Source organism: Sporosarcina sp. ACRSM (genome assembly GCF_022346545.1).
Lineage (GTDB): Bacteria > Bacillota > Bacilli > Bacillales_A > Planococcaceae > Sporosarcina.
Map to the genome: position 1 here is coordinate 1 of NZ_JAKRNU010000017.1, position 12,604 is coordinate 12,604.

Genomic DNA, 12,604 nt, shown 5'->3' on the forward strand with positions numbered 1-12,604 from the left:
TGCATGTATTAGGCACGCCGCCAGCGTTCGTCCTGAGCCAGGATCAAACTCTCCATAAAAGAAGAAAATGAATAGCTCATTTCTTGCTGACTTTGAATCCGAAGATTCGTTTGTGTTTGTATCCTCAACAGAGTTGGTTCAACAAACTGTATTTGTTAACGTTTTGCTGTTCAGTTTTCAAGGTTCATATCGTTACTGCGTTTCAGCAGCAACTCTTATATCTTATCACTTTGCCGATTCGATGTCAACAACTTTTTTTAATTTCTTTTGTCGTTATTTTGTACACCAGAAGTGCGACGCTTACTATCATAACTCTTCGTCAGATAGAAGTCAATAACTTTTTTAAACTTTTTTCGTTGTTTCCGTATACCGGAAGCGCAACGTTCTTTACTATACCAGCATGTCTTTCCGATTGCAACACTAATTTCAAAATACATGTCATTTTATTTTAATTGATTATACCTTGGCTAAATTGCGCCTAGAGTTTAAACCCTCTTATATTGAATTATTCATACCGTCCTTTATAGAAGCGGGTCGCTTCTCCCGAAACCAATGAAAACAAAAGCCCCCATGCAAAGCGTATTGAAACAGCTTTGCATGGGGGCGAATCATTTATTCTTTTGAACGCATTTGCGGGAAGAGTAGGATGTCGCGAATCGATTGTGCATTCGTCAATAGCATGACAAGGCGATCGACCCCGATTCCGAGTCCTCCTGTTGGTGGTAAACCATATTCAAGTGCTTCAATGAAGTCTTCATCCATTTCATGCGCTTCATCGTTTCCTTGTTCTTTTTCAACTAATTGCGCTTCGAAGCGTTGGCGTTGATCGATTGGATCGTTCAGTTCTGTAAAGGCATTTGCATGTTCACGGCGAACGATAAATAATTCAAAGCGATCTGTGAAGCGACCATCTTCTGCATTTTTCTTCGCAAGCGGAGAGATTTCAACCGGATGGCCGAAGATGAATGTCGGTTGTACAAGTTGTTCTTCCACTTTTTGTTCGAAGAACTCATTCAATACATGTCCAACTTCCATTGGAGGCGTCACTTCTACTCCATGTTCTTTCGCGAGTGCATGCGCTTCTTCTTTCGTCATCTCTTTCCAGAAGTCAACGCCTGTATATTCTTTTACTGCATCCGCCATATGAAGTCGCGTCCATCCTGGAGCAAGATCAATTACATCTTCTCCATACGTCACTTGCGTTGTACCGAGGACTTCTTGCGCAATATGCGCGATTAGATTTTCCGTTAGTTCCATAATGTCTTTATAATCTGCATACGCTTCGTATAGCTCAATCATTGTAAATTCAGGGTTATGGCGCGTTGAAATCCCTTCATTCCGGAATACACGACCGATTTCATAGACTTTCTCGAGCCCTCCTACAATGAGGCGTTTTAAATGGAGTTCGATAGCAATACGCATATACAGTTCCATATCGAGCGTATTATGGTGCGTGATAAAAGGACGTGCTGAAGCTCCTCCCGCAATTGAATGAAGCATCGGCGTTTCGACTTCCAAGAAACCTTGTCCATCTAAATAACGGCGCATCGATTGTATGATCTTACTTCTTAGGATGAATGTCTCTTTGCTTCCCTCGGTTGCAATCAAGTCCAAATAACGTTGACGATAGCGTTGTTCAATATCTTTCAACCCGTGGAATTTCTCCGGCAGAGGACGCAATGCTTTCGTCAAGAACGTGAATTCAGTCGCTTTTACGGATAATTCACCGACTTTAGTTTTAAATACCGTTCCTGAAATCCCGACGATATCACCTAGATCCGTACTATTGAAGAGTTTGTATGCCTCTTCACCGATGGCATCTTGTCTCACGTAAATTTGGATTTGGCCGCCAAGGTCTTGTAAATGAGCGAATCCCGCTTTTCCTTTACCGCGCTTCGTCATGATCCGGCCCGCAATTTTCACTTCGTGTGGTGTTTCATCAAGCTCTTCTTTCGATAGCTCCTCATATTGTTCCCGTATCTCATTTGACAGATGTGTCCGTTCAAATCTTGAACCGAATGGATCCAATCCACTTTCCCGTATATCTTCCATCTTCTGGCGTCTCACCAGAAGCTGATCGTTTAGTTCATCCAAATGGGACATTTCTTTCACTCCTTCATTTTTGTCCGATGCATTAGACAGCATGCACCTATTGTACACAATTTGCGCCGACTGGACACGTATAACTTATCCAAGGACCTATTATGTAATAAAAAAAGACGCCACATGATATGACAGCCCGAATCATTTGTAATACAGTGTCATTCCTTCATTTGCAAGAAATGTTCGACTCCGTCAATCCTTTTCCATAACACCACGCCACTATCTTGGACAGCAGCTTCCTCTGAAACTAACCTTCCTGTAATCGGATGAGCGATAGATGGCTCGATTTCAAGGAGGGGGATGAGAACGAATGCCCGTTCATACATGCGCGGATGCGGTATAGTCAACTTCTCCACTGCAATATTGTCGTTATTGTACAGTAAAATGTCAAGGTCTACCGTGCGGGGTCCCCATCTAATTGTGCGTTCGCGCCCAAGTTCTTGTTCAGTTTTTTGACACACTTCCAGCAATTCATGTGCACTTAAATCCGTTTCTATCTTCACAACTAGATTAAGAAAATCTGCTTGGTCAGTATAGCCGACGGGCGCTGTTTCATAGACGGAGGAGACGGCTAACACTTCCACTCCTTCATATGTATGGAGAGCCCGCGTCGCCTCCTGAAGATGTTGGAATCGGTCTCCGATATTCGAACCAATCGAGATATACGACAAATTCACACGAAGCGCCCCCTCGTAATTTCAACCGCCACCGAGGCATAATGGCCGGGTATTGGAGGGTCCGGCTTGACCAACACGACACGAACACCAAATACTTTATCGGCAAATGTTCTTTTAATCTCTTCCGCAATTGTTTCTGCAACGGTCTCAATTAATTTAAGAGGTTTACCTTCCACAACGGATTGGCACACACTATAGACTTCCGCATAATTGACCGTCTTATCTAACTCATCAGTTTTCCCGGCTTCCGATAAATTCGCCGCAAGTGAAACCGTCACACGAAAGCGCTGACCTAATTTCGTCTCTTCGGGCAATACGCCATGATAGCCATAAAACTCCATTTCATTCAAATGAATATAATCCAAATCAATCCTACCCTTCAAATACCGTTTTCCCTGTTAACACATCCATCATTTTTGCCATTCGCGCAATTTCTTTCACATCATGTACACGCATAAGATGGCAGCCGTGCTCAATCCCAAAACAGACTGTTGCCCCAGTCCCTTCCAATCGTTCCTCGACAGGCAAGTCCATGATATTGCCAATAAAAGATTTGCGTGACGTGCCTAAAAGAACAGGATAGCCCATATTCGAAATTCGACGCAGTTCTTGCATCGTCCAAATGTTCTGCTTTGTATTACGCGCAAAACCGATTCCCGGATCAAGCCAGATATTTTCCTGCGTAACGCCCGCCCGCACCGCAATAGCGATACTTTCTTCCAGATCGTCAACGACTTCATCCATGAAGTCCGTGCCATAATCCACATCTTGACGATTATGCATCAAAATGATCGGCACCTCATATTTGGCTGCCACTTCCGCAATGGCTGGATCGTACTTCGCTCCCCAAATATCATTGATAATATGTGCCCCTGCTTGAACCGCGGCCTCTGCCACTTGTGCTTTATATGTATCGATGGACATTACACAACCGAATTCTTTTGCCAATGCTTCGATGACGGGAGCCGTGCGTTCAATCTCCTCTTCCACCGAAATTTGTATATGCCCTGGCCGAGTCGATTCACCACCCACATCGATGATTTTTGCACCATCGCGAAGCATTGTTTCCGCATGTTTGAGTGCAGCGTCGATTGCAGCGTATTTTCCACCGTCTGAAAACGAATCTGGTGTCACATTCAAAATCCCCATAATGATCGTTTCTTTTGCAAAATCCAAAGTCGTGTTTCCAAACCGGTAATGGTCCCGTGCTTTAGCCAATTCCATCACTGGCCACCTTCTTTCATTTCATTTATTGACTGCATATAACTTCCGTGGAGCTTTTGGTAATAAACCCCGAAAGCTCCTGGGAACGATTTGTCTCCGATTGCCGATACGGGTACGATTTCTTGCACCGCGTTTGTGACAAATAATTCATCCGCTCTTTCTACATCCTCTTGGCTATACACCCCTTCCTTCACTTCTATCCCCAATGATCGAGCAAGCTCAATCACGAAAGCACGGGTAGTCCCCGGAAGAATACCCGTTTCAATCCCAGGTGTGAATAACATTCCATCTTTGACCCAAAACACATTGGACGTGACTCCTTCCGCAACAAAACCCGCTTCTGTGAGAAAAATCCCTTCTAACTTTTTCAATGAAGGGAGTTCCAACCGCCCCCGAACATTATTCAAGAAGTTATGGGATTTGTGGCGCACAGCGCTTTCCGGGCGATTGCGAGGCGTTTCAAGCCAAACAGCCTTCTTTTCCGTTCCCCGGACGGTCGGTGGAAGTTCTTTTCGAAATACGATGACAGTCGGTGAGCCATAAACGGAAGGCGCAAGCCCGATATCATGGACTCCGGCAGAGACGTTCAGTCTGAAATAGCCGTCTTGGCCACCGCTAAACACATCCAGCTGATGCACCACCTCAAGAATGTCAGTATCTGCATAAGGCATTGCAATGCGATACTCTTCCAACGCTGTACGTAGCCTGTCCATATGTTGGCTGAACAACCATGCACTTCCTTCATATGTCCGAAACGTTTCGAAAAAACCTGCACCATACAAATAGCCGTGGTCGAAAGGTGAGATCCTCAAATCTCCCGCGCGCATATATTCGCCATTCATCCAGCACCACATGCCAGCACCTCCATTCTCAGTTTTCCGCCATCGCTTTCGCTTGCCAGAGCGCTTTTGCCTTATTCAGCGATTCAACGTATTCCGCTTTCGGTACCGAATCCGCTACAAGACCCGCTCCTGCTTGGATATGGGCAATTCCATCTTTGATATAAGCTGTCCGGATGACAATATTCAGCTCTAGATCGCCATTGAATCCGAACCACCCGATCGATCCCGTATAGAGTCCTCTCCGTGTCGGCTCCAACTCTTCAATAATTTCCATCGTACGCAGTTTAGGTGAGCCCGTTATCGAACCGCCGGGAAATACACCTTTGACGATCTCCGCATTCGATAAACCATCCGCCGCCATTCCTCGGACATTCGAAACGAGGTGCATAACATGCGAATATTTTTCCACGACCATGAATTCATTTGTCTCTACCGTTCCCGGTCTACAAATACGTTCAAAATCTTCTTTTTCCAAATCGACGAGCATAATATGTTCGCCTTTCTCTTTTTCATTCGACAACAGTTCTGCATATAACGCGGCATCTTCCTGTTCGTCTTTCCCCCGACGCCGCGTTCCGCCTATTGGACGCGTGCTTAATTCGTCGCCACGTTTTTTCAAAAGCAGTTCAGGCGATCCCGAAACGACCGCAAAATCCGGAGAACCGATCGATGCCATATACGGTGATGGATTAAAGGAACGGAGCGCTTCATACATCGCAAGCGGTTGTACAGCGAGCGGCTTCGACTGTCTGACCGTCAGATTCACTTGCACGACGTCCCCGTTGGAAATATAGCTTTGCACATCGCGGACCATCTGCTCGAATTGTGGCCCTGTAACCGATACAGCAAGATCCTCTTGTTCCACAGAGACTTCCTCCGCGCTACCAGCTTCAAAAACTTGTTTGCTCATCCCTTGTTCAGCAGCTGCCAGCCACTCCGCCTCCAGCATCGCAGGTTCCAAGCCCCGGTTCGGAAGTGTCATGAAATAAGCAGTCTCTGTTTGAATATCTAAAACCGCCCATCGATCGAATAAATAAAAGAATAGATCAGGCGTATCCAAGTCATTGACTGCAACTTCAGGGATCGGTTCGTAGCGGCGCACATAATCATAGCTGATGAAACCTGTTACCCCTCCTTGAAAATCTGGCAATCCTGGAATGGATTCCAACTCATAAGACTGAACGAATTCAGCAATCAGTTCAAGCGGCTCCCCTTCCCTTACTTCCACGGTGCCATCCCGCCAAGTCAGTTGCAGTTTATCACCTTCCAGTGTTTGTAATGTCACAAGCGGATCAATACCCGCCATACATAACGAGCCACCGCGCCCACTTTCAAGAAGTAGATGACGGCGATGCAACTGCGCCAATTCTTTATATGCATAAAAGAATTGCTCTTTCGTCATCGCTGAAGCCGTATAATTCGGCATCTGTTTTTGCATAATTGTTGCCTCCCGATAATGAATAAAATGGATACACTCATCTTACCGCGAGCGTACACCTTTACGCCAGAACAAATAACGACACTCAAAAGCGATTTTCAAACAAAAAAGAAAGGGCCTCTCAGCCCTTTCTCTCTTCCCATTATTATTCGTCGAATTGGTAAAGTGGTGTACTCAAGTAGCGTTCTCCATTTGAAGGAAGAACTGCAACGACTTTTTTCCCTTTTCCAAGTCTTTTAGCAACTTGTAGTGCCGCATAGATTGCCGCACCTGAAGAAACGCCACCCAAGATTCCTTCTTCACGCGCTGCACGTCTAGCTGTTTCATACGCTTCGTCGTTCGACACTTGAATGATTTCATTGTAAATATCCGTATCCAACACTTTCGGTACAAAACCAGCACCAATTCCTTGGATTTTATGCGGACCCGGTTTTCCACCAGAAAGTACAGGAGAATCTGTTGGTTCGACTGCAATGATCTGTACATCCGGGAAACGTTCCTTCAACACGCTTCCTGCGCCCGTAATTGTACCGCCTGTTCCGATTCCAGAAATGAATGCATCTACACGATCCAGTGCATCGGCGATTTCAGGACCTGTCGTCAAACGGTGAACTTCCGGATTTGCTTCGTTGTTGAATTGTTGCGGAACGAACCAGCCATTTTCTTTTGCAAGTTCTTCCGCTTTCGTGATTGCACCTTTCATCCCTTCGGCTCCCGGTGTTAAAACAAGTTCAGCCCCGTATGCACGCAGCAAGTTACGACGTTCCGTACTCATCGTATCCGGCATGACAAGAACTGCTTTGTAACCTTTCGCTGCCGCAACCATTGCAAGACCGATTCCTGTATTCCCACTCGTCGGCTCAATAATCGTGCTTCCTTCTTTCAAGTCTCCGGCTTTTTCAGCCGCTTCAATCATTGCCACCGCAATACGGTCTTTAACACTGGAGCCCGGGTTGAAGTATTCCAATTTCAAATAGACTTCTGCATCATCCGGACCTGTCAAGCGGTTCACTTTTACTAAAGGTGTTTTTCCGACTAAATCTACAATCGAATTTCCTACTAACGTCATCATGATCCTCTCCTAATCCCTACTATTTCGATACACTTTATTACTTTCATCATACTACCAATATATGCAACTGTCAATAATAGAATCTTCGGACTTGTCGTTTTTTATTTGCTTAACGAAGATAAAAAGCTGTTTGGATGCACCTAGTTACACGGGTCTCCAAACAGCATTCTTATTTGCTATAAAACCATTCCGCATCAAATTCTTTCCAGAACGTTTCCGGACTGACCGATCGAGGGAGTTGTTCCATCGCCAATCCACGTTGAATATGGTCTTTGACATCTTTGTAGTCGAAAGATTGACCTTCCATCACTTCGCTGACATGGATAATGGCGTATGATCCATCTTTCAGCAGGATAGGGTCACTGACAGCCTCTTCTTTCATGCCCGTCGCGGTTTTTACAATGGCCTTGTCGATCACATCGGTCGATGCGTTAAGGTAACCGATATCACCTCCAAGGCTTGCCGATGCAAGTTCGGTGGACCGTTCTTTGGCAAGTACTTCAAAACTCGACCCTTTCGACAGCTCATCCAATGTCTGTTCCGCCTCTTCTTTTGTCGGAACCACGATGATCGCTGTGCGATAGGTTGTCAATGTATGGAACAAGGAAGTGTTTTCTTCATAATAATCCTCGATTGCATCATCCTCGATGACAATATCTTTCGTCAGCACCTTTTCAAGGATTAGCGTCGAACGGATTTTCTGCCGCATATCTTCCAGATCCATCCCTGTATAAGCATGCCCGTCGACAGAGCGGATCAACGCGATTTCAAGATCGATTTCTTTGTCGGTGACAGTAATGTCGTAGCTCTTAGCAGCCGCCTCCATCACCTGATCATTAACGAGGTTCAACAACGTTTCACGGCCCACTTTCTCTTCCATCGCCGTCATCCACTGTTCCCTCGTAATCGGCTTGCCCGCAACCGAAGCCACTTCCTCATCCGGCAGCATCGGTTTTTTTGATTTGTCTGGAATAAGCCAACCGATAAACCAAAAAACGTTCATTGCAAAAAGAATACCGATCATGATGAGCAGTGGCTTGGTCTTTAGTTTACGCTTTTGTGGACCGGCTGTTTTCGGCTCATGAACCCGACCGTATTTCATCGATGAAACCTTCCAGTTCCTCTTTCGGATAAACATATGTTTCCAAGCAGAAATGACAGTGTGCTTCCGCTTTTCCATCCTCTTCAATCATCTCTTGGATCTGTTGTTCACCAAGTCCGATGATGGCATTGCCGAATCGTTCTTTCGAGCAATTGCAATTGAATGAAACGTCCATCCGATCCAGAATATCCACGTTATCTGCACCTAACACTTCACCGAGAATCTCTTCGGGCGTAAGTCCACGATCGATCAATTTCGAAATGGGCTCGACCGTCGCAATCCGTTCTTCCAGTTGACTGATGGTTTCGTCAGTCGCGCCCGGCATGACTTGGATGATGAAACCGCCAGCCGCTTTAACCGTGTTATCCGGATTGACTAAGACGCCCAACCCAACAGCAGAAGGAACTTGCTCCGATACAGCAAAATACTGTGTGAAATCCTCGGCAATTTCCCCGGAAATAATCGGAACTTGCCCCGTGAAGAAATCACGCAATCCCAAGTCTTTCACAACCGTCAGCATGCCATCTGTGCCGACCGCCCGGCTCACATCGAGCTTCCCTTGGGCATTCAAATCGAAATGCGTCTGTGGATTGGTGACATAACCGCGCACTTCCCCGTGTGCATTAGCATCGATGATCATCGAACCAATGGGACCTTTCCCCTCGATTTTGATCGTTAATTTATCTTCACCTTTGACCATCGCACCCATCATGACTGCCGCTGTCATCGCGCGACCAAGTGCTGCAGTAGCTGTCGGCCACATCGCATGACGTTGTTGCACTTCACCGACCGTCTCTGTTGATCGGACCGCATACGCCCGAATTGTCCCGTCATATGCAAGTGCTTTTACTAAGTAATCTTTCATTTATTTTCTCTTCTCCTTTTACATGTTTCGTTCGTAGATCAAGTGAAGCCCTTTCAATGTGAGAAAGTTATCGACAACATCAATGATTGACGTCTCGCTGGCAATTAGCTCCGCCAAGCCACCTGTCGCAATCACTTTCGGCTCCACTTTACTTTGCGCTTTCATCCGCGCAACGATTCCTTCAACTTGCCCGACATATCCATAGACAATGCCGGCTTGCATAGCTGCTATCGTATTTTTGCCGACAACATGATCCGGCTTCGTCAGTTCAATACGCGGCAGCTTGGATGCACGGTCAAACAACGCCTCCATCGAAATCCCGATGCCGGGTGCAATGGCACCACCCATATACTCTGCCTTCTCGTTGACATAGCAATAAGTCGTTGCCGTCCCGAAGTCCACAATTATGAGTGGATCCCCGTACTCATGGATAGCTGCGACTGCGTTAACAATCCGGTCAGCTCCCACTTCACGCGGGTTTTCGTACTTGATATTCAAACCAGTTTTTATGCCCGGCCCGACGATGAGCGGTTTTTGATGGAAGTACTTTTTACACATTTGTTCCAGCGGAAACATGACCGGCGGAACAACTGACGAAATTATGATGCCTTTTATATCAGCAAAGGAAAGGTCAACATGCGAAAATAGGGCTTTCACTTGCATCGCATACTCATCTTCTGTTTTATGCCGATAGGTCTCCATACGCCAATGATGCTTCAATTGTCCTTGTTCATAGACACCTAGGACGATATTCGTATTCCCTGTATCCAACACTAAAATCATAATGGTTTCCTCGCTAACTTCGACGTTTTCCCACACATCATACCATACACTTACAAGGGAGCAAAAGCAGAAGTAACCGCTCACAAGTAATCCTTCGAGAAAAGATTCATTTTTCAACAAATTCGTTTGTGCCCAGGAAATAAAAACTGACTGTTTCAAAAGAAACAGTCAGTTTTTATATTATTAGCCGCGACGGTCTTCGTCGATCGGTTTCAATGGCTGATCCGGTGTCTTCTCTTTCGGCAAATCACCGATGGAAGGATCTGTCGGAGCACCTGTTGCATCGGAAATGACCGCGTCATTTCCTTCGTTTGCCGCATCGTTATCCGCATTAGCGGCTCCGTTACGGTCATACGGACGATCCGGTAACGTACCGTGGTCTTTCAAGTGGTTGATCTGTTCCGCATCCAGCGTTTCCACGTCGAGAAGCGTCGTTGCAATCAGATCAAGCAACTTGCGATTGTCTGTAAGAATTTGTTTCGTACGATCATATTGGTCTTTAATAATCGTTTGCATTTCTTGGTCAATTTCATACGCGATCTGCTCGGAATAGTTTTGTTCGGAATTGAAATCTCTGCCAAGGAAGACGTTACCACCTTGAGATTGACCAAATTGCATCGGTCCAAGCTTGTCGCTCATTCCATATTCCGTTACCATCGAACGCGCGATGCCTGTTGCACGCTGGAAGTCATTATGTGCACCCGTAGATACCTCTCCGAGTACGATCTCCTCCGCAACGCGCCCTCCAAGAAGGCCGGCAATCTTGTCGAGAAGTTCCGGTTTTGTCATGAAATAACGGTCTTCTTTCGGTAGCATAACGGCATAACCGCCTGCCTGACCGCGCGGAACAATCGTTACCTTATGAACGATTTCAGCGTCATCCAGCATGAGCCCAACAACGACGTGACCCGCTTCGTGGAAAGCAACGATATTCCGTTCCTTCTCAGAAATGACCCGGCTCGTTTTTGCTGGTCCAGCAATGACACGGTCTGTCGCTTCGTCGATATCAGACATATCGATTTTCGCTTTGTTGCTTCTCGCTGCGACCAATGCCGCTTCATTCAATAAGTTTTCAAGATCTGCACCGGAGAAACCTGGCGTGCGTTGTGCAAGTGCCTTCAAGTTAACTGTATCATCCAGCGGCTTGTTGCGCGCATGCACTTTCAGAACCGCTTCCCGTCCTTTTACATCCGGACGGCCAACCGTAATTTGACGGTCAAAACGGCCAGGACGTAGAAGTGCCGGGTCAAGGATATCTGGTCGGTTTGTAGCCGCTACGATGATGATCCCTTCATTTTCGCCAAAACCATCCATCTCAACGAGGAGTTGGTTCAATGTTTGTTCACGCTCATCGTGCCCACCACCGAGGCCAGCGCCACGTTGACGGCCGACTGCATCGATTTCATCAATAAAAATAATACATGGTGCATTCTTTTTTGCATTTTCAAATAGGTCACGTACACGGGATGCCCCAACACCGACAAACATTTCAACGAAGTCGGACCCTGAGATGGAGAAGAACGGAACGCCCGCTTCCCCTGCAACTGCACGTGCCAATAATGTTTTACCCGTACCAGGAGGTCCCACTAACAAGATCCCCTTCGGAATACGCGCGCCGACTTCTGCGAATTTACGAGAATCTTTCAGGAAGTCAACAACTTCCACAAGTTCCGCTTTCTCTTCGTCTGCTCCTGCGACATCCGTAAAACGGACTTTCTTCTTTTCATCCGTATGAAGCTTCGCCTTACTCTTACCAAAGTTCATGACACGGCCACCGCCGCCACCCTGTGCTTGGTTCAATAGGAAGAAGAAAAGAATGAAGATGATGATGAAAGGTACGAGTCCTGTGAAGAAGGATACCCATGCGCTCGTCGAAGGTGCCGGTAGGAATTTATACTTCGTATTTGTCGTTTCGGCTGCCGCGGTCACTGTATTCATCATTTGTTCATTGTCTTGCGCCATGTTCGTAATGAACATTTCGCCGGTTTCATCCCCTTTTGCGGGTTCCATTTCACCTCTGACCACGTAAACGAGCTGATCAAGCTGAAGTGTGAATTCTTTTACCTTACCATCCGAAAGCAAGGTGACGAACTCTGTGAAGTCAATGTCTTTAGTCCTTTGATCCGTATTATTAAGTGAACTGAAAATCCCCATGATTGCAAGGAAAATCAGCCCGTATAATAGAAAGTATCGAAGTATCCGATTCATCCCAAGCCTCCTCATCTCATTAAACAGAAAACTAGTGTAAATCTTACCATATGTAAGATTCATCCTACAACGAAAATGCTTTATCTTCATTCAGCAGAAGACTCCCACCTCGATAGGTGGTGAGTGTTTGCGATTTTGTTTCCTGTTCAGCGGGTGTTCAAACGCCCTCTGAACGAAGATAAAGCCTCCGGCGGATGTCACAGATTTTGAAAGGAATTAATTGAGCCTTGCTCAATTCAAAATCTAGACGCAATCACGCCGAGGCGTGATTGATCGTCCGTATCCGGAAC

11 protein-coding genes and 1 rRNA gene are annotated in these 12,604 nt (G+C 46.2%); all 12 read right to left on the minus strand.

Translation table 11 applies throughout. The features are described 5' to 3' along the window. Positions 1-59, minus strand: a 16S ribosomal RNA gene (locus tag MHZ95_RS19455); the annotation flags it as partial. Positions 60-612: 553 nt separating this feature from the next. Beyond that, a complete protein-coding gene (gene lysS / locus MHZ95_RS19460; RefSeq protein ID WP_239392467.1) occupies positions 613-2,103 on the minus strand; it encodes a lysine--tRNA ligase in 1,491 nt (496 codons plus the stop codon). 158 nt (positions 2,104-2,261) lie between these two features. Then, positions 2,262-2,780: a 2-amino-4-hydroxy-6-hydroxymethyldihydropteridine diphosphokinase gene (gene folK, locus MHZ95_RS19465; protein WP_239392468.1), complete on the minus strand. Its 519-nt coding sequence runs from the start codon at positions 2,778-2,780 to the stop codon at positions 2,262-2,264. Beyond that, positions 2,777-3,145: a dihydroneopterin aldolase gene (gene folB, locus MHZ95_RS19470; RefSeq protein ID WP_239392524.1), complete on the minus strand. Its 369-nt coding sequence runs from the start codon at positions 3,143-3,145 to the stop codon at positions 2,777-2,779. The genes folK and folB overlap by 4 nt, the downstream gene beginning before the upstream one ends. A gap of 7 nt (positions 3,146-3,152) precedes the next feature. Further along, positions 3,153-4,004, minus strand: coding sequence for a dihydropteroate synthase (gene folP, locus MHZ95_RS19475; protein ID WP_239392469.1), 852 nt, complete (start codon positions 4,002-4,004; stop codon positions 3,153-3,155). Beyond that, a complete protein-coding gene (pabC, locus tag MHZ95_RS19480) occupies positions 4,004-4,858 on the minus strand; it encodes an aminodeoxychorismate lyase (protein WP_239392470.1) in 855 nt (284 codons plus the stop codon). Before pabC ends, folP begins: the two co-directional genes overlap by 1 nt. Before the next feature lie 16 nt (positions 4,859-4,874). Then, positions 4,875-6,284, minus strand: coding sequence for an anthranilate synthase component I family protein (locus tag MHZ95_RS19485; protein WP_239392471.1), 1,410 nt, complete (start codon positions 6,282-6,284; stop codon positions 4,875-4,877). A gap of 145 nt (positions 6,285-6,429) precedes the next feature. Then, positions 6,430-7,353 (minus strand): cysteine synthase A, encoded by a 924-nt coding sequence (gene cysK / locus MHZ95_RS19490; RefSeq protein ID WP_239392472.1) that lies wholly within the window; start codon positions 7,351-7,353, stop codon positions 6,430-6,432. Positions 7,354-7,525: 172 nt separating this feature from the next. Then, positions 7,526-8,458, minus strand: a complete 933-nt coding sequence (locus MHZ95_RS19495) for a peptidyl-prolyl cis-trans isomerase (RefSeq protein WP_239392473.1) — start codon at positions 8,456-8,458, stop codon at positions 7,526-7,528. Then, positions 8,436-9,323 (minus strand): Hsp33 family molecular chaperone HslO, encoded by an 888-nt coding sequence (gene hslO / locus MHZ95_RS19500; RefSeq protein ID WP_239392474.1) that lies wholly within the window; start codon positions 9,321-9,323, stop codon positions 8,436-8,438. Before hslO ends, MHZ95_RS19495 begins: the two co-directional genes overlap by 23 nt. An 18-nt stretch (positions 9,324-9,341) precedes the next feature. Continuing rightward, positions 9,342-10,106: a type III pantothenate kinase gene (locus tag MHZ95_RS19505; RefSeq protein ID WP_239392475.1), complete on the minus strand. Its 765-nt coding sequence runs from the start codon at positions 10,104-10,106 to the stop codon at positions 9,342-9,344. A 183-nt stretch (positions 10,107-10,289) separates the two neighbouring features. Continuing rightward, positions 10,290-12,314: an ATP-dependent zinc metalloprotease FtsH gene (gene ftsH / locus MHZ95_RS19510; RefSeq protein ID WP_239392476.1), complete on the minus strand. Its 2,025-nt coding sequence runs from the start codon at positions 12,312-12,314 to the stop codon at positions 10,290-10,292. Positions 12,315-12,604 lie beyond the last annotated feature (290 nt).

What these genes read in the sequence shown, in the direction of transcription:
- lysS (WP_239392467.1), bottom strand. Translation starts at nt 2,103, where the DNA reads ATGTCCCATTTGGATGAACTAAACGATCAGCTTCTGGTGAGACGCCAG.
- MHZ95_RS19495 (WP_239392473.1), bottom strand. Translation starts at nt 8,458, where the DNA reads ATGAAATACGGTCGGGTTCATGAGCCGAAAACAGCCGGTCCACAAAAG.
- folP (WP_239392469.1), bottom strand. Translation starts at nt 4,004, where the DNA reads ATGGAATTGGCTAAAGCACGGGACCATTACCGGTTTGGAAACACGACT.
- MHZ95_RS19505 (WP_239392475.1), bottom strand. Translation starts at nt 10,106, where the DNA reads ATGATTTTAGTGTTGGATACAGGGAATACGAATATCGTCCTAGGTGTC.
- cysK (WP_239392472.1), bottom strand. Translation starts at nt 7,353, where the DNA reads ATGACGTTAGTAGGAAATTCGATTGTAGATTTAGTCGGAAAAACACCT.
- ftsH (WP_239392476.1), bottom strand. Translation starts at nt 12,314, where the DNA reads ATGAATCGGATACTTCGATACTTTCTATTATACGGGCTGATTTTCCTT.
- hslO (WP_239392474.1), bottom strand. Translation starts at nt 9,323, where the DNA reads ATGAAAGATTACTTAGTAAAAGCACTTGCATATGACGGGACAATTCGG.
- pabC (WP_239392470.1), bottom strand. Translation starts at nt 4,858, where the DNA reads ATGTGGTGCTGGATGAATGGCGAATATATGCGCGCGGGAGATTTGAGG.
- MHZ95_RS19485 (WP_239392471.1), bottom strand. Translation starts at nt 6,284, where the DNA reads ATGCAAAAACAGATGCCGAATTATACGGCTTCAGCGATGACGAAAGAG.